The sequence below is a fragment of the Klebsiella sp. C283 genome (genome assembly GCF_048822555.1).
In the GTDB taxonomy this organism is placed as follows: domain Bacteria; phylum Pseudomonadota; class Gammaproteobacteria; order Enterobacterales; family Enterobacteriaceae; genus Klebsiella; species Klebsiella quasipneumoniae.
In genome coordinates this window covers 171,187-189,429 of sequence record NZ_JBMEZS010000004.1, presented here as the reverse complement: position 1 = coordinate 189,429, position 18,243 = coordinate 171,187, and the positions used below count along the sequence as shown (strand labels likewise).

At 62.9% G+C, this 18,243-nt stretch carries 18 protein-coding genes and 1 other annotated feature; of the genes, 5 read left to right on the top strand and 13 right to left on the bottom strand.

Annotated elements, in window-relative coordinates; all coding sequences use genetic code 11:
- Positions 1-21: 21 nt before the first annotated feature.
- The 9 genes from hisIE to hisL all read right to left on the bottom strand — a co-directional run bounded on the left by hisIE (position 22) and on the right by hisL (position 7,258).
- Entirely contained in the window at positions 22-618 is a 597-nt protein-coding gene (hisIE, locus tag ACOI7Z_RS09210) for a bifunctional phosphoribosyl-AMP cyclohydrolase/phosphoribosyl-ATP diphosphatase HisIE (protein ID WP_023290360.1), read from the bottom strand.
- Positions 612-1,388 carry an imidazole glycerol phosphate synthase subunit HisF gene (gene hisF, locus ACOI7Z_RS09205; RefSeq protein WP_032453444.1) on the bottom strand — a complete coding sequence of 259 codons (777 nt, stop codon included), beginning with the start codon at positions 1,386-1,388 and terminating at the stop codon, positions 612-614. The genes hisIE and hisF overlap by 7 nt, the downstream gene beginning before the upstream one ends.
- A complete protein-coding gene (gene hisA, locus ACOI7Z_RS09200) occupies positions 1,370-2,107 on the bottom strand; it encodes a 1-(5-phosphoribosyl)-5-[(5-phosphoribosylamino)methylideneamino]imidazole-4-carboxamide isomerase (protein ID WP_032453443.1) in 738 nt (245 codons plus the stop codon). Before hisA ends, hisF begins: the two co-directional genes overlap by 19 nt.
- Complete coding sequence (hisH, locus tag ACOI7Z_RS09195; RefSeq protein WP_137916372.1) at positions 2,107-2,697, bottom strand: imidazole glycerol phosphate synthase subunit HisH; 591 nt, start codon at positions 2,695-2,697, stop codon at positions 2,107-2,109. Before hisH ends, hisA begins: the two co-directional genes overlap by 1 nt.
- A complete protein-coding gene (hisB, locus tag ACOI7Z_RS09190; RefSeq protein ID WP_101978598.1) occupies positions 2,697-3,764 on the bottom strand; it encodes a bifunctional histidinol-phosphatase/imidazoleglycerol-phosphate dehydratase HisB in 1,068 nt (355 codons plus the stop codon). The genes hisH and hisB overlap by 1 nt, the downstream gene beginning before the upstream one ends.
- Positions 3,761-4,822 (bottom strand): histidinol-phosphate transaminase, encoded by a 1,062-nt coding sequence (hisC, locus tag ACOI7Z_RS09185; RefSeq protein ID WP_032453441.1) that lies wholly within the window; start codon positions 4,820-4,822, stop codon positions 3,761-3,763. Before hisC ends, hisB begins: the two co-directional genes overlap by 4 nt.
- Positions 4,819-6,123: a histidinol dehydrogenase gene (gene hisD, locus ACOI7Z_RS09180; RefSeq protein WP_086076367.1), complete on the bottom strand. Its 1,305-nt coding sequence runs from the start codon at positions 6,121-6,123 to the stop codon at positions 4,819-4,821. Before hisD ends, hisC begins: the two co-directional genes overlap by 4 nt.
- Before the next feature lie 39 nt (positions 6,124-6,162).
- Positions 6,163-7,062, bottom strand: a complete 900-nt coding sequence (hisG, locus tag ACOI7Z_RS09175) for an ATP phosphoribosyltransferase (RefSeq protein ID WP_023290356.1) — start codon at positions 7,060-7,062, stop codon at positions 6,163-6,165.
- A 47-nt stretch (positions 7,063-7,109) separates the two neighbouring features.
- Positions 7,110-7,232 (bottom strand) — a sequence feature (His leader region).
- Complete coding sequence (gene hisL, locus ACOI7Z_RS09170; protein WP_004899375.1) at positions 7,208-7,258, bottom strand: his operon leader peptide; 51 nt, start codon at positions 7,256-7,258, stop codon at positions 7,208-7,210. (Overlaps the previous feature by 25 nt.)
- Positions 7,259-7,434: 176 nt before the next feature.
- On the opposite strand from hisL, the gene ACOI7Z_RS09165 reads away from it, so the two are divergent.
- The 4 genes from ACOI7Z_RS09165 (at position 7,435) to plaP (ending at position 10,835) form a co-directional block, all read left to right on the top strand.
- Entirely contained in the window at positions 7,435-8,259 is an 825-nt protein-coding gene (locus ACOI7Z_RS09165; protein WP_004152513.1) for an SDR family oxidoreductase, read from the top strand.
- Positions 8,260-8,297: 38 nt separating this feature from the next.
- Positions 8,298-9,188: a LysR family transcriptional regulator gene (locus ACOI7Z_RS09160; RefSeq protein WP_130941716.1), complete on the top strand. Its 891-nt coding sequence runs from the start codon at positions 8,298-8,300 to the stop codon at positions 9,186-9,188.
- Between the two features lie 236 nt (positions 9,189-9,424).
- The gene (yoeI, locus tag ACOI7Z_RS09155; RefSeq protein WP_096335043.1) at positions 9,425-9,487 is read left to right on the top strand and encodes a membrane protein YoeI; all 63 of its coding nucleotides are present in this window, start codon (positions 9,425-9,427) and stop codon (positions 9,485-9,487) included.
- Complete coding sequence (gene plaP / locus ACOI7Z_RS09150; RefSeq protein WP_004203583.1) at positions 9,477-10,835, top strand: putrescine/proton symporter PlaP; 1,359 nt, start codon at positions 9,477-9,479, stop codon at positions 10,833-10,835. Before yoeI ends, plaP begins: the two co-directional genes overlap by 11 nt.
- Before the next feature lie 1,406 nt (positions 10,836-12,241).
- Here plaP and ACOI7Z_RS09145 read toward each other — a convergent pair.
- The 4 genes from ACOI7Z_RS09145 to nifL form a co-directional block, all read right to left on the bottom strand.
- On the bottom strand, positions 12,242-12,757 hold the full coding sequence (locus ACOI7Z_RS09145; protein ID WP_023290352.1) for a nitrogen fixation protein NifQ: 516 nt from the start codon (positions 12,755-12,757) through the stop codon (positions 12,242-12,244).
- On the bottom strand, positions 12,757-14,163 hold the full coding sequence (gene nifB / locus ACOI7Z_RS09140; protein WP_048297859.1) for a nitrogenase cofactor biosynthesis protein NifB: 1,407 nt from the start codon (positions 14,161-14,163) through the stop codon (positions 12,757-12,759). Before nifB ends, ACOI7Z_RS09145 begins: the two co-directional genes overlap by 1 nt.
- Positions 14,164-14,327: 164 nt before the next feature.
- Positions 14,328-15,902 carry a nif-specific transcriptional activator NifA gene (nifA, locus tag ACOI7Z_RS09135; RefSeq protein ID WP_004203574.1) on the bottom strand — a complete coding sequence of 525 codons (1,575 nt, stop codon included), beginning with the start codon at positions 15,900-15,902 and terminating at the stop codon, positions 14,328-14,330.
- Positions 15,899-17,383 (bottom strand): nitrogen fixation negative regulator NifL, encoded by a 1,485-nt coding sequence (nifL, locus tag ACOI7Z_RS09130; RefSeq protein WP_087848928.1) that lies wholly within the window; start codon positions 17,381-17,383, stop codon positions 15,899-15,901. The genes nifA and nifL overlap by 4 nt, the downstream gene beginning before the upstream one ends.
- A 319-nt stretch (positions 17,384-17,702) precedes the next feature.
- Here nifL and ACOI7Z_RS09125 point away from each other — a divergent pair, with 319 nt between their 5' ends.
- Entirely contained in the window at positions 17,703-18,233 is a 531-nt protein-coding gene (locus tag ACOI7Z_RS09125; RefSeq protein ID WP_023290349.1) for a flavodoxin, read from the top strand.
- The last annotated feature ends 10 nt before the right edge of the window (positions 18,234-18,243 follow it).

Sequence of the window (18,243 nt, the reverse complement as noted above, 5' to 3'; positions counted from 1 at the left end):
GTTGCGGCGGGGGTCAACGCGTTAGTGCCGACTTTTCAGATTATCAATCACTTCCCCGAGATCCAGACCCTGGTCCTGCAGCAGCACCAGCAGGTGATACATCAGGTCCGACGCCTCATTCTTCAGCTCGAAGCGGTCGTTCACCGTGGCGGCCAGCGCGGTCTCCACGCCTTCTTCCCCCACTTTCTGCGCAATGCGCTTGGTGCCGCTGGCATACAGCTTCGCCGTGTAGGAGCTCTCCGGGTCGGCGTGCTTACGCTCGGCCAGCAGCTGCTCCAGCTGATAGAGGAACAGCCACTGGTGGCCGGCGTCGCCGAAGCAGCTGGTGGTGCCTTTGTGGCAGGTCGGCCCGATCGGATTCACCAGCACCAGCAGCGTATCGTTGTCGCAGTCCGGCGTGATGCTCACTACGTTGAGGACATGGCCCGAGGTTTCACCCTTGGTCCACAGCCGCTGTTTGGTGCGTGAGTAAAAGGTGACCTTGCCGGTGGCTTCGGTTTTCTCCAGCGCCTCCTTGTTCATGTAGCCCAGCATCAGCACTTCGCCGGATACGGCGTGCTGCACGATGGCCGGCATCATGCCGTCCGTTTTTTCCCAGTCCAGCTGTTCAGTCAACATACCCTTATCTCCACGCCCTGTGCCGCCAGGTACGCTTTCAGTTCGCCAATATTAATAATCTGTTTGTGGAATACCGAGGCCGCCAGCGCGCCGTCAACGTTGGCGTCGCGGAAGGCTTCGAGGAAATGTTCCATGGTGCCCGCGCCGCCGGAGGCGATCAGCGGCACATGGCACACCGCGCGAACCTTCGCCAGCTGCTGCAGGTCGTAACCGTTGCGCACCCCGTCCTGGTTCATCATATTGAGGACGATCTCGCCCGCGCCGCGCTTCTGCACTTCCTCCACCCAGTCGAGGGTTTCCCACTGCGTCACCCGGGTGCGGCTCTCGTCGCCGGTGTACTGATTGACGTGATATTTGCCGGTCTCTGCATCAAACCAGGTATCGATCCCCACCACAATGCACTGCACGCCAAAGCGGTCGGCAAGGCGGGTGATCAGCGTCGGGTCGGCGAGGGCAGGGGAGTTAATCGAGATCTTATCGGCGCCGAAGGAGAGGATCTGCGCCGCGTCTTCCAGCGACTTGATCCCGCCCGCCACGCAGAAAGGAATATCAATCACTTCCGCCACCCGCGACACCCAGCTCTTGTCGACCACCCGGCCGTCGCTGGAGGCAGTGATATCATAGAACACCAGCTCGTCGGCGCCTTCGTCCGCATAGCGCTTGGCCAGCGGGACGATATCGCCGATGATCTCGTGATTACGGAACTGCACGCCTTTCACTACCTGGCCGTCGCGGACGTCGAGGCAGGGGATTATCCGTTTTGCCAGCATTGAATGGCCTCCGTTACGTTGAATTTGCCTTCCAGCAGCGCGCGACCGACAATCACGCCGCGCACTCCGGTGCCGCGCAGGGCGGCAATATCATTGAGATCGCCGATGCCGCCGGATGACTGAAACGCCACCTGCGGGTAGCGGGCGCAGACTTCCTCATACAGCGAGACGTTGGAGCCCGCCAGCGTGCCGTCACGGGAGATATCGGTGCACAGCACATGCTGCAGGCCGACCGGCAGATAGCTCTCCACCAGCTCCTCCAGCGTCACGCCGGAGTTCTCCTGCCAGCCGCTGACCGCCACCTGCTTATTGCCGTCGGCGTCGATACGCACGTCGAGGGCCAGCACCAGCCGTTCAGGGCCAAAGCGTTTAAACCAGCCTTTCACTTCCTCCGGGGATTTCACCGCGGTGGAGCCGACCACCACGCGGGCGACGCCGGCGTCAAGCAGGGCCGCGACATCCGCCTCGGTCCGCACGCCGCCGCCGACCTGCACCGGGACGTCAACGCCGGCGACCAGCGATTTCAGCAGCGGGATCTGGCGCTTCGCCGGATCCTTCGCCCCGGTCAGGTCGACCAGGTGCAGGACTTCCGCCCCCTGAGCGGCATAGGACTGCAGGCGCGGCAGCGGATCGCTGCCGTAGTCGCGCTGCTGGCCGTAATCGCCCTGGTGGAGACGAACGACGGTGCCGTCGATTAAATCTAACGCAGGAATAATCATCACATCTCCAGGAAGTTTTTCAGCAGCTGCGCCCCGGCGCTCCCGGAGCGCTCCGGGTGGAACTGCACGCCAAAGAAGTTATCTTTCTGCACCGCGGCGGTAAACGCCTCGCCGTAATTGCACTGGGCGATGGTGTACGGGTTGACCGGCATGGCGTAGCTGTGGACGAAGTAGAAATACGCGCCTTCTTCAATGCCGCGGAACAGACGATCGCCCGCTTTGGCATACACCCGGTTCCAGCCCATGTGCGGCAGCGGCAGGCCGTGGTCGGTCATCTTCGGCACCTCTTCCTCGATAATGCCCAGCAGATCGACGCCGTTGTTCTCTTCGCTGCGCTTGCTGAGCAGCTGCATGCCCAGGCAGATACCCAGCACCGGCTGGGTACAGGCTTTGATCAGGTCGATCAGCTCACGGTCGCGCAGCTGGTCCATCGCCGCCTGGGCGGTGCCGACGCCGGGAAGAAACAGTTTATCGGCACGCAATACCACCTCCGGATCGCGGCTGACCACCGGCTCATAGCCGTGGCGGCCAATCGCCGATTTCACCGAATTGAGGTTGGCGCACCCGGTATCAAGGATCACCACATTCATTACAGCACCCCTTTGGAAGACGGCAGGGCATCGCCCTGGACGCGGATCGCCTGGCGCAGCGTACGGCCAAAGGCTTTGAACAGGCTCTCCACGCGGTGGTGATCGTTCTTGCCCTTGGTTTTCAGGTGCAGCGTCACCGCCATGGTGTAAGAGAGCGAGCGGAAGAAGTGTTCCACCATCTCGGTGCTCAGATCGCCGACGCGCTGATAGGTGAAGTCCGCCTTATACTCCAGGTGCGGACGGCCGGAGATATCCAGCGCGCAGCGGGCGAGACACTCGTCCATCGGCAGCACGAAGCCGAAGCGGTTGATGCCGCGCTTGTCGCCGAGCGCCAGCTTCAGGGCTTCGCCGAGGGCCAGGCCGGTATCTTCCACCGTGTGGTGATCGTCGATGTACAGATCGCCGCCGACATTGACCTCCATGCGGAAGCCGCCATGGGTGGCGATTTGGTCGAGCATATGGTCAAAAAAGCCGACGCCGGTGTGGATCTTGCTGCCGCCTTCGCGGTCCAGCCACACTTTCACATCCACCTGGGTCTCTTTGGTGATGCGCTCGACGTGGGCATAGCGGTCGCGGCGGGTCAGCTGTTCGCAGATGGTCGGCCAGTTCAGGGTCTCGCGGTCATAGCGCAGACCGATAATCCCCATGTTATCCGCCAGCTCAAGGTCGGTGGCCCGGTCGCCAATCACGTAGCTGTGGGCTTTATCCAGCACGCCTTCTTCCAGCCACGGCAGCACCAGCTGGGTTTTCGGCTTGCGGCAGGCGCAGTTGTCACCCGGGAAGTGCGGACAAATCAGCACGTCCTCAAAGTTAACGCCCTGCGAGGCGAAGATCTGCATCATCAGATTGTGTGGGCCATCAAACGCCTCCTGCGGCAGGCTGTCGGTACCCAGACCGTCCTGGTTGGTGATCATCACCAGCTTATAGCCTTCCTGCTGCAGCTTCAGCAGCGCCGGGATCACCTGCGGCTCGAACGCCAGCTTGTCGAAACGGTCCACCTGGAAATCTACCGGCGGTTCGGAAATCAGGGTGCCGTCACGGTCAATAAAGAGATACTTCTGGGTCATACATTCTCCGCAGTCAAGGCGTCAATCACGCGCTGGCTCTCGGCACGGGTACCGATAGTGATACGCAAACAGCCGCTCAATGAAGGTTGTTTATTCTGGTCACGTAAGATAATGCCCTGATCCCACAAAGATTTAAACACTGCGCTGGAGGCGGTTATCCGCGCCAGGACGTAGTTGGTCTCGGAATCGAAGACCTGCTCCACGCAGGCGATGCCGCGCAGCTGTTCCACCAGGTAGCGGCGCTCGTCGAGGATCTGCGCCACGCGCTGACGCATCGCGGCGATCCCTTCCGCGCTCAGCGCCTGGGCGGCAATATCGGCCACCGGCGTGGAGAGCGGGTACGGCGCGATCACTTTCAGCAGCACGTTAATCACCTCGGCGTTGGCGAGGGTGAAGCCGCAGCGCAGGCCGGCGAGGGCAAAGGCTTTGGACAGCGTGCGCAGCACCACCAGGTGCGGGTAGTCGCTGAGCCAGCCGGCGAGCGTCGCCTGCGGGCAGAATTCAATATAGGCTTCGTCGGCCACCACGATGGCTTTGCCGCGGGTCATCTCCAGCAGGTCGCGCATCGACTGCGGGTCGATAATCTGCCCGGTCGGGTTGTTCGGGCTGCAGACGAAGACCACTTTCACCCCGTCCAGCTTTGCCTCAATGCCCGGCAGGTCGAGCTGCCAGTCGGCGAGGGTCGGCACGGTGCGGCATTCGACGCCGATGGTCTCGGCGCTGACGCTGTACATGCCGTAGGTGGGCGGGCAGTAGAGCACCGCGTCTTCGCCTGGCTCGCAGAAGGCGCGGATCAGCAGCTCAATGCCTTCGTCGGCGCCGCGGCTGACCAGTACCTGCTCCGGTTTAACCCCGGCGTAGCGGGCGTAGTTCTCAATCACCGCCTTCGGCTGCGGCTCCGGGTAGCGGTTCAGCGTCTGCTCGGTCAGCTGGAAGGCCACGGCGGTGGGGAATTCGTTAGCGTTCAGCCAGACGTCGCCTTTCCCGCCCAGGCGGCGAGCGGATTGATACGGGGTCAGCGCGCGGACGTTGGCGCGGGCTAAATCTTCAATGCTCATGCTTGCTCCTTCAGGGCGGCAACGCGCAGCGTTACGGCGTTTTTGTGGGCGTCAAGGCGCTCGGCGGCGGCCAGAATCTCAATCGTTGAAGCGAGGGCGGCAAAGCCGTCGCGCGACAGCTCCTGCACGGTCATCCGCTTCTGGAAGTCGGCCAGGCCGAGGCTCGAACAGGTGGCGGTATAGCCATAGGTCGGCAGGACGTGGTTGGTGCCCGAGGCGTAGTCGCCCGCGGATTCCGGCGACCAGTCGCCAAGGAAAACCGAACCGGCGCTGGTGATGCTGTCCACCAGCTCACGGGCCTGACGGGTCTGAATGATCAGGTGTTCCGGGCCATACTGGTTGGAGATAGCCACGCACTGCGCCAGGTCGCGGGCCACGATGATGCGGCTGGCGGAGAGCGCCACGCGGGCGGTTTCGGCGCGCGGCAGGGCGGCCAGCTGGCGCTCCACGGCCTCGGCGACGCGGCTGCCCATCCCGGCGTCCGGGGTCAGGAGGATCACCTGCGAGTCCGGGCCGTGTTCCGCCTGGGACAGCAGGTCGGAGGCGACAAAGTCCGGGTTGGCGCCGCTGTCGGCGATCACCAGCACTTCCGACGGGCCGGCCGGCATGTCGATGGCCGCGCCGTCCAGACGCTGGCTGACCTGGCGTTTGGCTTCCGTGACGTAAGCGTTACCCGGGCCAAAGATTTTATCCACCTTCGGCACCGACTCGGTACCGAGGGCGAGGGCGGCGATGGCTTGCGCGCCGCCGACGTTAAAGATGGTTTTCACGCCGCACAGCTGCGCGGCGTAGAGGATCTCATCGGCGATCGGCGGCGGCGAGCAGAGCACCACCTGCTGACAGCCGGCGATGCGCGCCGGCGTCGCCAGCATCAGCACCGTGGAGAACAGCGGCGCCGAGCCGCCCGGAATATACAGCCCGACGGAGGCGATAGGGCGGGTCACCTGCTGGCAGCGCACCCCCGGCAGCGTTTCGACATCCACCGCCTGCAGCTGTTGCGCGTTGTGGAAGGTCTCGATGTTTTGCACCGCCACCGCCATCGCCTGCTTCAGCTCGTCGCTGAGGCGCTCGCCGGCGGCGGCGATCTCCGCCTCGCTCACCTGCAGCGCGGCGACGGTGGTTTTATCAAACTTCGCGCTGTATTCGCGCAGCGCCGCGTCGCCGTTGGCTTTGACGTTATCGAGGATCTCCGCCACCGTTTTACTGATGCTGTCGGAGGCGGAAATCGCCGGGCGCGTTAAGAGTTGTTGCTGTTGGTCTGCGCTACAGCCGTTCCAGTCGATGATTGTGTTGAAGCTCATGATTGTTTTCCCCTGTGTGTCGCGTGACCGGCTGGCCGATTACTCCATCATCTTCTCAATCGGCAGCACCAGAATGGAGCTGGCGCCCAGCGCCTTCAGTTTTTCCATGGTCTCCCAGAACAGGGTTTCGCTGCTGACCATGTGCATCGCCACGCGCTGCTTGTCGCCCGCCAGCGGCAGAATGGTCGGCCGTTCGGCGCCCGGCAGCAGGGCAACCACTTCTTCCAGACGTTCGGTCGGGGCGTGCATCATGATGTATTTCGACTCGCGGGCCTGGATCACGCCCTGAATACGGGTCAGCAGGCGGTCAATCAGCTGCTGTTTGGCGTCGTCCATTTCGCCGTCGCGCTGGATCAGGCAGGCTTTGGAGCGGTAGATCACTTCCACTTCGCGCAGGCCGTTGGCTTCCAGGGTGGCGCCGGTGGAGACGAGGTCGCAGATGGCGTCGGCGAGGCCGGCGCGCGGCGCCACTTCCACGGAGCCGTTCAGCAGACAGGATTTAAAGGAGATACCTTTTTGATCGAGGTAGCGCTTCAGCAGGTGCGGGTAAGAGGTGGCGATACGTTTGCCGTCCAGCGCCGCCGGGCCGTTCCAGGCTTCATCCACCGGGGTCGCCAGCGAAAGGCGGCAGCCGCCGAAGTCCAGGCGACGCAGGGTGAAATAGCGCGGGTCTTCGCCCTGGGCGCGGCGGCTGAGCAGCTCTTCTTCCAGCACGTTTTCGCCGATAATGCCGAGGTCGACAACACCGTCCATCACCAGGCCCGGGATATCGTCATCACGCACGCGCAGAATGTCGATTGGCATATTTTCCGCCAGCGCAATCAGACGCTGGGTGTGCAAATTGACTTTAATGCCGCAGCGGCTGAGTAATTCGCGTGAATCTTCGCTTAAACGGCCTGATTTCTGAATAGCTATGCGTAAACGGGTGTTGTCTAACATTGTTCTTTTCCTCTGAATACCTGTCTGAATCTGTCCGAATTTGGTCCAAAAAAAAGCCCCCGGAAGTGAATCTTCCGGGGGCTCTCTGCGCGTTCATGCACCACTGGAAGATCCAAATGTCTTCCAGCACACATCGCCTGAAAGACTAGTCAGGATGATGGTGATGATGGTGGTGTTTAAATTGAACGCGGTTCATAAAAATTCTCTGTGAATGACTATGCATTTGATGTCCTTTAACCTAAACCACTTTCGCCGCAGAAAGCAAGGGCTTTTTTCTATCATTAATTCATTTCACATTGAGCGAAGAAATTGTCAGTTGCCGCTGGCTGGCGTAGCCTGTAATCAGCACAGCGAAAGAGTCAGGAGCCTGGGATGAAAAAGGTCGCGATAGTCGGTTTGGGATGGCTGGGGATGCCGCTGGCGCTGTCGTTGACGGCGCGAGGCTGGCAGGTCACCGGCAGTAAAACCACGCAGGATGGCGTGGAGGCGGCGCGGATGTGCGGGATCGACAGCTATCCGCTGCGCCTGGAGCCACAGCTGGTCTGTGATACCGAGGACCTCGACGCGCTGATGAACGTCGATGCGCTGGTGATCACGCTGCCGGCCCGGCGGACCGGGGCAGGGGAAGGGTTTTATCTGCAGGCGGTGCAGGAGATCGTCGATACCGCGCTGGCGTACCATATTCCGCGGATCGTCTTCACCAGCTCCACCTCGGTGTATGGCAACGTCAACGGTACGGTGAAAGAGAACTCCCCGCGCCTGCCGCAAACCGCCAGCGGGCAGGTGCTCAAGGAGCTGGAGGACTGGCTGCACAATCTGCCGGGGACCTCGGTGGATATACTGCGCCTGGCCGGGCTGGTGGGGCCGTCCCGCCATCCGGGGCGTTTTTTCGCCGGCAAGTCGGCGCCGGATGGCCAGCACGTGGTCAACCTGGTGCATTTGCAGGATGTGGTGGCCGCCATCGAACTGCTGCTGCAGGCTCCGAAGGGCGGGCACATCTATAATCTATGTGCGCCCCGCCATCCGGCGCGCGGCCTCTTTTATCCGCAGATGGCCCGCGAGCTGGGGCTGCCGCCGCCGGTGTTCAGCGACAGCCCGGACGGCGGCCAGGGCAAGATTGTGGATGGCAATCGTATCTGCAATGAGCTGGGGTTTGAGTACCAGTACCCCGATCCGCTGGTGATGCCGATGGAGTGATCCGCCAGCGGTGATTCGCATACCGTAAGGGGGTAGCGATGAAACCACTGCTGGATGTCCTCGTGATCCTCGACGCGCTGGAAAAAGAGGGGAGCTTTGCCGCGGCGTCGGCAAAGCTCTTTAAAACGCCCTCGGCGCTGAGCTACACCATTCACCGGCTGGAAAGCGATCTCAATATTCAGCTGCTCGACCGCAGCGGCCACCGCGCGCGCTTTACCCCCACCGGACAGATGCTGCTGGAGAAAGGGCGGGAAGTGTTGCACATCGCCCGCGAACTGGAGATCCGGGCGGTTAAGCTGCAGCAGGGGTGGGAACATACCCTCCGCCTGGCGGTGGACAGCACCTTTCCCGTGGCGCAACTCGCGCCGCTGATCGCCGCCTTTTATCAACAGCAGCCGCTCACCCGGCTGCGCTTCACGCTGACCCCCTCGCTGCTGGACTGGCGGCCCTTGACGGAAGGGCAGGCCGATCTCCTGCTGGGGGCGCTCGGCGAGCCGCCGCCGTTAAGTGGCTATGATTATCTTCCCCTTGGCGAGCTGGAGCTGCTGCTGGTGGTCTCCCCGCAGCATCCTCTGGCGGAGCGCCGCGCCCCGTTGAGCTGGCGAACCCTGCGGCGTTACCGCGCGGTGGCCACCGGCGAGGGCGGGGCGCTGCTCGCCGATCAGGAGACCCTGACGGTGTGTGACGCCGCGGGGCAGCTGGCGCTGCTGCGCATGGGGCTGGGGTGGAGCTGCCTGCCGCGTTATCATGTGCAGGGGCTGCTGGAGAGCGGCGAGCTGGTTAGCCTGGCCGTGCGCGGGCTGTCGCCTCGTCAGCGCGCGTGGATCGCCTGGAATGACGCCGCCTGCGGTTTGGCCGGGAAATGGTGGCGCGAAGCGCTATTAGCAAATAGTGCTATTTTTACAATTTATCATACGGAAATCGTATAGATATTAGCATCTTAAAAATTATGCTCACGCAATGAACTTCATAACATCTTGTCAACGCCGTTGATATTGTTGCAAAATATGCGGCCTGAAAACCAGAGACTAGCCGACGCTTTTTTTAAAGTGTCGGTTATTTTTTTGGTCGAAAGACACATCATTCAATACCAAGAGGCCGGGCTTCGTACCGGATAGATATTTACTAAAAACCGACAGTCGTTGTCGCTGAGGAATAGAAAGAAATGGGGCAATTTTTTGCTTACGCGCTGGCGTTCACCGTAAAAGGGGATAACTATGTCGCATAACGCTACTCCAAATACCTCTCGCGTGGAATTACGTAAAACACTTACGCTAGTTCCGGTTGTAATGATGGGCCTGGCCTATATGCAGCCGATGACGCTGTTCGATACGTTTGGTATCGTCTCTGGTATGACCGACGGTCACGTGCCGACGGCCTACGCCTTTGCGTTAATCGCTATCCTGTTTACTGCCCTGAGCTATGGCAAGCTGGTACGTCGTTACCCGTCCGCCGGCTCGGCGTATACCTATGCGCAGAAATCCATCAGCCCGACCGTTGGCTTTATGGTGGGTTGGTCCTCGCTGCTCGACTACCTGTTCGCGCCGATGATCAACATTCTGCTGGCGAAAATCTATTTTGAAGCGCTGGTGCCTTCGATTCCGTCGTGGGTGTTTGTTATCGCGCTGGTCGCCTTTATGACCGCCTTTAACCTGCGCAGCATTAAATCCGTGGCCAACTTCAACACCGTGATCGTGGTGCTGCAGGTGGTGCTGATTGCCGTTATCCTCGGCATGGTGATTTATGGCGTGTTTGGCGGCGAAGGCGCCGGTACGCTGGCCAGCAGCCGTCCGTTCTGGTCCGGTGACGCGCACGTGATCCCGATGATTACCGGGGCGACGATCCTGTGCTTCTCGTTTACCGGCTTCGACGGCATCAGCAACCTGTCTGAAGAGACCAAAGATGCAGAGCGCGTCATTCCGCGCGCGATCTTCCTGACCGCGCTGATCGGCGGCCTGATCTTCATCTTTGCCACCTACTTCCTGCAGCTGTACTTCCCGGATATCTCGCGCTTTAAAGATCCGGATGCGTCACAGCCGGAAATTATGCTCTACGTGGCAGGTAAAGCCTTCCAGGTTGGCGCGCTGATCTTCTCCACCATTACCGTACTGGCGTCCGGTATGGCGGCGCACGCTGGCGTGGCGCGTCTGATGTACGTGATGGGCCGTGACGGCGTGTTCCCGAAAAGCTTCTTCGGCTATGTGCACCCGACCTGGCGCACCCCGGCGATGAACATCATCCTGGTCGGCGCTATCGCCCTGCTGGCGATTAACTTCGACCTGGTGATGGCGACGGCGCTGATTAACTTTGGTGCGCTGGTGGCGTTTACCTTCGTTAACCTGTCGGTGATTTCGCAGTTCTGGATCCGTGAGAAACGCAACAAGACGCTGAAAGACCACTTCCAGTATCTGTTCCTGCCGATGTGCGGCGCCCTGACCGTCGGCGCGCTGTGGGTCAACCTGGAAGAGAGCTCGATGATTCTGGGCCTGATCTGGGCCGGTATCGGTCTGGTCTATCTGGCCTGCGTGACCAAAAGCTTCCGCAACCCGGTGCCGCAGTACGAAGACGTGGCGTAAGGCGTAGCGTGATGTGAATGAGAAAAGCCGGAGGGAAACCTCCGGCTTTTTTTTCGTTTGGCCCGGTGCGATACCTTTTGCCCGGCGGCGCTGCGCTTGCGCGGGCCTACGGTGATGGTTAACCTTCTGAAATTAAATGGTCATGTAGGCCGGGTAAGCGAAGCGCCACCCGGCAACATATTGGGCACGGAGCCTGATGTATTGCCCGGCGGCGGTGGAGACTGTTATCGGTTTACCACGTTCTCAGACTCCGTAGGCCGGGTCAGGCGCAGCCGCCACCCGGCAATATGTTGGCCACGGAAACGATGGCCGGACAGTTCCGTCTGCCTTGGGAGAGGGCCAGGGGGAGGGGAAGCAACGCCGTGTGGTCATTTATGTTATCTGTGGCTTCAGCGCACATTGCGCTCCCGGTTAATTTTCTGCGTTATGTCTCACACCGCACAGGGAGCGCACAGGGGGCGGCCAGTCGCCGCCGCCCCCTGTACCCCCGGGCTCCGGCCAGCAAAATCTCCGCTACGCGGTCCCTTCGACTTATCCCTGCAGGCTGCGGGTCGGGCCGAGGCAGCGTCCATGCAAAACATGGCCCTCAGCCCGCATCCATGCGGGCTGCCCCGGCCTTCCGGGAACGTCTCAGCGATTTTGAGGCCGCCAGCACCGGCAGTTTCAGCAAGGCTGGTGAATAAATTAACGACAGGTCGCACGAACTCCAGGCCGGGTAAGGCGCAGCCGCCATCCGGCACACAAGCGGCTCCGCGCCCGCTGCGCTTGCCGGGTCTGGGGTGTTGAGTAGCCTTCTGATAGGTAAATGGCGTTGTAGGCCGGGTAAGCGAAGCGCCACCCGGCACAGAAGCGGCTCCGCGCCCGCTGTCCTTGCCCGGCGGCGCGGCGCTTGCCGGGCCTGGGGTGTTGAGTAGCCTTCTGATAGGTAAATGGCGTTGTAGGCCGGGTAAGCGAAGCGCCACCCGGCACACAAGCGGCACCGCGCCCGCTGTCCTTGCCCGGCGGCGCGGCGCTTGCCGGGCCTGGGGTGTTAAGTAGCCTTCTGATAGGTAGATGGTTTTGTAGGCCGGGTAAGCGAAGCGCCACCCGGCACAGAAGCGGCTCCGCGCCCGCTGTCCTTGCCCGGCGGCGCGGCGCTTGCCGGACCTGGGGTGTTGAGTAACCTTCTGATAGGTAAATGGCGTTGTAGGCCGGGTAAGCGAAGCGCCACCCGGCACACAAGCGGCACCGCGCCCGCTGTCCTTGCCCGGCGGCGCGGCGCTTGCCGGGCCTGGGGTGTTGAGTAACCTTCTGATAGGTAGATGGTTTTGTAGGCCGGGTAAGCGAAGCGCCACCCGGCAGAAATCCGCGTAAAGCGGTTAAACAGGGGCATTTTGGGGGCAGCCGCAGGGGCACCTGCGGGGTGTTTATTGCGGCGGCGGTTCGAAGCAGAGGCTACGCTCCAGGCATTCGTCGCAGCTCGGCGAGCGGCAGACGATCTCCCCCTGCGACTGCAGGCAGCGCTGGCGATAAAAGAACTTCTTCCAGCGCATATGGTGGACGTTCTGCGCCACCAGCTGCGGAAAGCAGTCGCTCATCAGCCGGCCCAGTTCCGCCCGCGAATCCAGACCCAGATCCTCCCATAGATGATTAAACGCCAGCGCCGCCCCGGCGACGATCGGCGCCATCGGTTCGGCTCCCGGCGCGATCCACTCCGCCAGCCATCGCGCCAGCTGGCGGCGCTCTTCGTCGCGGGTGGCATTCAGCTCCGTCATCAGCCGGCGGCGGCTCAGCGCCTCGCTGTCCAGCGGCGTCGCCACCTCGCCCAGCCGCTGCTGCAGGGCCAGCCACGCCTCGACGCTTAGCCCCATGCGCAGCGGAAAGCAGCCTTTTCCGGCGTGATACCGTCGCCACAGGCGGGTCAACCAGTCGACCGGCGCCATCAGGCGACCCCCTGACGCAGGCGCGATGCCGCCAGGCTCTGTCGCCGCCGCTGCCACCAGGCGGGCAGCACCTCGGCGACCGACCGCCACGCGCCGTCCACCTGCGGCTCAATGCCCTGTCGCTCGAGCTGTTGCCATGGCGTATGGCCGATACGCACGCAGAACACCGCTTTCACGTCGGCGAGCAGCGCGAGGAGCGCCGCCAGTCTGGCTTCGTTCTCCTGCGGCTCGCACTCCTCCGCGCCGCGGCAATATTTCGGCGTAAAGCGCTCGCCCACCAGCACCATGCCGGCGGCAGACAGGCTGTAGATCGAGAAGCGGTCGGCATGGCCAAAATGACAATCAATCACCTCGCCGCGGCTGGAGGCCACGGCCACCAGACAGGCATCATCGGCCTCCGACTCTCCCCGGGTGGCGAGGCTGGCATGAAGTTCGGCGCGCTGATGGAGGATGGGCAGCCAGTCGGGGAGGCTGTCCGGGTCCGGAAGCTGGGTAAACTGCTGGCTGCGGTCTTCGCCCAGCATGCCGATGGCGTCGGCGCGGCACTGGTGGCAATGCGTCATCTGCGGCATCGCGGCCCCGCACTGGCTGCGGATCGCGGCGAGCATCCCGGCGTCCGGCTCTGGCTGGCCGTTGAGGCCAAAGACCGTGCCGTGCTCCGGTCTGGCAATCAGCGGCATAATATTGTGAATAAACGCGCCGCTTTCCCGCAAACAACGGCTGACCTCGGCCATGCCGCTGTCGTTGATCCCCGGGATCAGCACCGAGTTTATCTTGACCAGCACCCCGGCGTTGGTCAGCCTGCGGACCCCCTCCAGCTGGCGGGCTATCAGGATCTCCCCGGCTTCCCGCCCGCGGTAGCGTTCGCCGTCGAGCCACAGCCAGGCGTAGATTTGCCCGGCGATGCCGGCATCCAGCGTATTGATGGTTACCGTAACGTGATCCACACCGACCTCCAGCAGGCGATCCACTGCGTCGGGCAGCATCAGTCCGTTGGTCGACAGGCATAATTTCAGGTCCGGAAGCTGATCGCGGACCAGCTCCAGGGTGCGGAAGGTGCGGGTCATATTGGCCAGCGGATCGCCGGGCCCGGCAATGCCGACCACCGACAGCTGCGGGATGGCCTGGGCCACCTGGCGCACTTTCAGCACCGCCTGCTCGGGGGTCAGCAGCGTCGAAGACACCCCGGGGCGGGATTCATTGCTGCAGTCGAATTTACGATTGCAGTAGTTGCACTGCAGATTGCAGGCCGGAGCGACCGGGAGATGCATCCGGGCGAAACGGTGGTGCCCGCTGCGGGAGTAGCAGGGGTGCGCGGCGACCTTATCGGCCACCCGCGGCGCTAACGCGCTGGCGTCCGCCGACTGACAGGCGTTGCCGCCGGAAAAAGAAGAGCAGGAAGTCATGGTCGTACCTTCTTGGTTGGGCGATACCTTCCTGCTGCAAAGGGCATACCAGAGAGGGATTTTTTATCATGCTGAAAAGAAAGGTGTTATTCCGCATCCCTGCGGCAAAATATTGTCGCGTTCCCGCCGCGCAGGCGACAATGTCCTGAACCTGACACCGTGGCTTACAGACGCGGCAGGGTGATATCCATGATCTGGATCCGGTAGGCGACCTGGCGCGGCGTCATCCCCAGCAGCCGCGCCGCCTTGGCCTGCACCCAGCCGGCTTTTTCCAGCGCGGCGATCAGCCGCTGGCGTTCGTCCAGGCTGTTGTCCAGCCAGCTGTCTTCCGCCGGCCCGCTGGCGGGCAGGGCTTTGGCCGGACGTTCCTGGTGGGTGAAGAGGATCACGTCGCGATCGATCAGGCCGCTCTCGGACATCACCGCCGATCGTTCGAGGCAGTTCTCCAGTTCGCGAACATTGCCCGGCCAGCTGTACTCCATCAACAGACGGATCGCCCCCTCGCTGATCCGCAGCGTGCGCCCCTGATGCTGGCCAATTTTGCGCACCAGAAAGTGCGCCAGCTCGGCGATGTCCTCCTGACGCTCGCGCAGCGGGGGCAGGGCGATGGGCATCACGTTCAGGCGATAGTACAGATCCTCGCGGAAGTGGCCCAACCGGACCTCCTCCTCCAGGTGGCGGTTGGTGGCGGCGATGATGCGGACATTCACCCGCAGGGTCTCATCGCCGCCGACCCGCTCCATCTCTCCCTCCTGCAGGATGCGCAGCAGCTTAGCCTGGAACGAGGCGCTGCTTTCGCCAATCTCGTCGAGGAACAGGGTGCCGCCATCCGCCAGCTCAAAACGCCCCTTACGCTGGCGCACCGCGCCGGTAAAGGCGCCTTTTTCATGGCCGAACAGTTCGCTTTCCAGCAGGTTGTCCGGCAGCGCCGCGCAGTTAAATTTGACGAAGGCGGCGCCAGCCCGCGGGGAATGGTGGTGGATGGCATTGGCGATCAGCTCTTTCCCGGTGCCGCTTTCGCCGCGCACCAGCACGGTGGTGTCCCAGCGCGAAACCTGGCGGATCACCTCCACGATCTGGCGCATCGCCGGGCTCTTGCCGACCATATTGTCAAGGCCCACCCCGCGCGACGACGAGCAGGCCGGCGGCCGTTCCACCTTCGGCGGCTGGCGGCCCGGCAGGGTGGCGGAGGCCGGGAGGATCATCAGCCGGATGGTCTGGGCGATGAGGTTGGCGACGGTTTCGAGAAAGCGGGTGCAGGCCGGCAGCCGCTCTTCCTGGCGCGCCATCGGCTGGGCCGCCAGCACTCCCATGGGCCGGGCGTTGGGCCCCATTAGCGGAACGGCGATAAACGGCAGATCGTAATCGTAGAGGCTCAGGCGGTCGAGAAAACGCTGATCGTCGGCGACCCGGGGCAGCACCAGCGATTGCCCCTGGGCCAGCACCGTCCCCACCAGCCCCTCGCCGGGACGATAGCGGATCTGCGCGCTGCCGGGGAGAGTCTGCTGCTCGGTTTGCTGCAGCGCTTCGATACTGAGGATTTCCTGCTCGCTGTCGTACAGACAGATCATCCCGTGCTGCATAAAGGCATCGTTGTGCAATACGCTGAGCACCTCCTGCAGCGTTTTGCTGGCCTCGGTGGCGCGGCTCAGCACCACGCTTATCCGCTGCATGGCGGTGAACTGCTGAGAGAGGTCGAAGCGTCTGACGGTGGTGTCCGGGTCGGATTCGGGGATCATGCTTCACCTCCGGTCAGGGTGTTAAACAGCGGGAAACGCAGGGTCAGGCAGGTGCCGCCCTGCGGCCGGGAAGTCAGCTCGATGGCCCCGCGATGGTGCGCCACCAGGGTCTGGATCAGCCGCAGCTCCATGCCTTTGCCCGGCGAATTCAGCGCGTCGGGGGAGTGGGCGTAGCGCACTTGCAGCAGCGGCACGTTGTCGGTCAGGTACAGCGCCAGCCAGCCGTCGTTTTCCTCGGCATAGAGCTGCATCGCCAGCGGGACGGAAGGCAGCTCGGCGGCGAGGGCCAGGGTGCGGTCGAACCACAGGCTTAAGCACGCCAGCAGCTGAGTGCGCTGGCCAAAGCCGATCAGATGCGGCGAGGCCATGTCCAGCTGCAGCCCCTCGGCATCGAAGCGGGTGCGGTAGAGGGCGCACAGGTCGTCGAAAAAGGGCTGCAGCGGCCAGACGGCGGGGTTTTCGAGATCCAGCGACGGGCGACATCGCTGGAGCCGGGCCATCGCCTCTTCCCCTTCGCGCCAGGCGGCCTCCAGCGCCACGTTGCCGCTGCTCTCGCCGTTCAGCCGACGGGCCGCCGCCAGCATGTTAATCGGGCAGTTCAGCTGGATCAGCGCGGCGTCCAGCGACTCGCGGATCGCCGCCAGCAGCTTGCCGGCGGTCATTTGCTGCTTCAGCCGGTCGAGGCGGCCCTGCTCCTGCTGCTGGCGCTGCTGGGTACAGTCGGCGATCACCACCAGGGTTCGCGCCAGGGCGCTGTCGATAAAGTAGCGGCTGGCCTCTTCGCTGACGCCGGGCAGCGGCCAGCAGGTCACCGACAGCCAGCGCGCGGCCCCGCGGATCGCCACCGGCAGGATCTGCTCCACGCCGGGCGTCATCCGGCCTGGGGAGACCTGCAGCTCGGTGAGCAGCTCCCGGCCGCCGCAGTCGGCGCAGAAGGTTTTATAGGCAAGGTTGTCCATCACCACCCGATCCTGCTCGTCCACTACCACCACGGCGGAGGGAATATTATTCAGCACCGCCTCCATCAGAGTCATATGGTTGCGCAGCCGCTGCTCCAGGGTATAGCTGACGCTGATATCCCGCTGCATCGCCAGATAATGCTCCAGTTCCCCTTGCGGACTGAGCACCGGAGTGATGTCAATCTCCACCAGGTACAGGCCGCCGTCCCGCCGCTGGTTAATCAGCTGGCCGCGCCACGGCTGACGCTGGAGCAGGGTATGCCACATCTCCTGATAGATCTCGCGCGGCGTCTGGCTGCTGGCCAGCAGGCGCGGGTTCTGATTTAACAATTGCGCCAGCGAATAGCCGGTCTGGCGGCAAAACGCCGGGTTGGCGTAGATGATCCTGGCGCTGGCGTCGGTGAGGGAAATCGCCACTGAGGCCTGTTCCACCATGGTAAAAAACAGCCCCGGATGTTGTTGAGTCAGCGCGCCGGCGATGGCTTCCGGCGCGGCGTTATCGAGCATCATATTCAGGGTCATCGCAAACTCCTGTGTCGCAGTTATGACAAATTGTCCGACACCCTGCGCGGATCGCGGCGGGCTGAGCCGAACCCGGATAACCATGCAAACGGTGCGCCCTTATCGAAACGACCGAACGAAACATTGATCCGACAGGGGGAAAATCCGCTGATTTTCACCTTTCGGTCCGCCGGGGGCGCCTTGCGCGGGCGCTGCGGCGGCGGGAAGCGATCCTGATGGGGCAGGGATGAGCCGTCACGGTGCAGGGCAACCTGGCACAGCCTTCGCAATACCCCTGCGGTAATCCCTATTTCCGACACCATTCCGACAGGAGCGTACTATGGCGAACATTGGCATTTTCTTTGGCACCGATACCGGTAAAACCCGCAAGATCGCGAAACTGATCCACAAGCAGCTGGGGGAGGCCGCCGCCGCCCCGGTCAATATTAACCGCGCCACGCTGGCGGACCTGCTGGCCTACCCGGCCCTGCTGCTGGGCACGCCGACGCTGGGCGACGGCCAGCTGCCGGGCCTTGAGGCCGGGGGCGAGAGTGAGTCGTGGGCCGAGTTTATCCGCAACCTCGGCGACGTCAGCCTGCAGGGAAAAACGGTGGCGCTGTTTGGCCTCGGCGATCAGCGCGGCTATCCCGATAACTTCGCCAGCGGGCTGCGGCCGCTGTACGACGCCCTGCGCGCCCGCGGGGCGACGATGATCGGCAGCTGGCCGAACGAGGGGTATGAGTTCAGCGCCTCATCGGCGCTGGAGGGGGAGCGGTTTGTCGGGCTGGTGCTGGACCAGGATAACCAGTTCGACGAGACCGAAACGCGTCTGGCGACCTGGCTTGAGGAGATCAAACCGCACCTGCTGTAGACGCTGGCGG

What these genes read in the sequence shown, in the direction of transcription:
- hisG (WP_023290356.1), bottom strand. Translation starts at nt 7,062, where the DNA reads ATGTTAGACAACACCCGTTTACGCATAGCTATTCAGAAATCAGGCCGT.
- nifL (WP_087848928.1), bottom strand. Translation starts at nt 17,383, where the DNA reads ATGACCCTGAATATGATGCTCGATAACGCCGCGCCGGAAGCCATCGCC.
- hisD (WP_086076367.1), bottom strand. Translation starts at nt 6,123, where the DNA reads ATGAGCTTCAACACAATCATCGACTGGAACGGCTGTAGCGCAGACCAA.
- ACOI7Z_RS09125 (WP_023290349.1), top strand. Translation starts at nt 17,703, where the DNA reads ATGGCGAACATTGGCATTTTCTTTGGCACCGATACCGGTAAAACCCGC.
- ACOI7Z_RS09165 (WP_004152513.1), top strand. Translation starts at nt 7,435, where the DNA reads ATGAAAAAGGTCGCGATAGTCGGTTTGGGATGGCTGGGGATGCCGCTG.
- ACOI7Z_RS09160 (WP_130941716.1), top strand. Translation starts at nt 8,298, where the DNA reads ATGAAACCACTGCTGGATGTCCTCGTGATCCTCGACGCGCTGGAAAAA.
- hisF (WP_032453444.1), bottom strand. Translation starts at nt 1,388, where the DNA reads ATGCTGGCAAAACGGATAATCCCCTGCCTCGACGTCCGCGACGGCCAG.
- ACOI7Z_RS09145 (WP_023290352.1), bottom strand. Translation starts at nt 12,757, where the DNA reads ATGGCGCCGGTCGACTGGTTGACCCGCCTGTGGCGACGGTATCACGCC.
- hisB (WP_101978598.1), bottom strand. Translation starts at nt 3,764, where the DNA reads ATGACCCAGAAGTATCTCTTTATTGACCGTGACGGCACCCTGATTTCC.
- plaP (WP_004203583.1), top strand. Translation starts at nt 9,477, where the DNA reads ATGTCGCATAACGCTACTCCAAATACCTCTCGCGTGGAATTACGTAAA.
- hisH (WP_137916372.1), bottom strand. Translation starts at nt 2,697, where the DNA reads ATGAATGTGGTGATCCTTGATACCGGGTGCGCCAACCTCAATTCGGTG.
- hisIE (WP_023290360.1), bottom strand. Translation starts at nt 618, where the DNA reads ATGTTGACTGAACAGCTGGACTGGGAAAAAACGGACGGCATGATGCCG.
- hisA (WP_032453443.1), bottom strand. Translation starts at nt 2,107, where the DNA reads ATGATTATTCCTGCGTTAGATTTAATCGACGGCACCGTCGTTCGTCTC.
- hisC (WP_032453441.1), bottom strand. Translation starts at nt 4,822, where the DNA reads ATGAGCATTGAAGATTTAGCCCGCGCCAACGTCCGCGCGCTGACCCCG.
- nifB (WP_048297859.1), bottom strand. Translation starts at nt 14,163, where the DNA reads ATGACTTCCTGCTCTTCTTTTTCCGGCGGCAACGCCTGTCAGTCGGCG.
- nifA (WP_004203574.1), bottom strand. Translation starts at nt 15,902, where the DNA reads ATGATCCCCGAATCCGACCCGGACACCACCGTCAGACGCTTCGACCTC.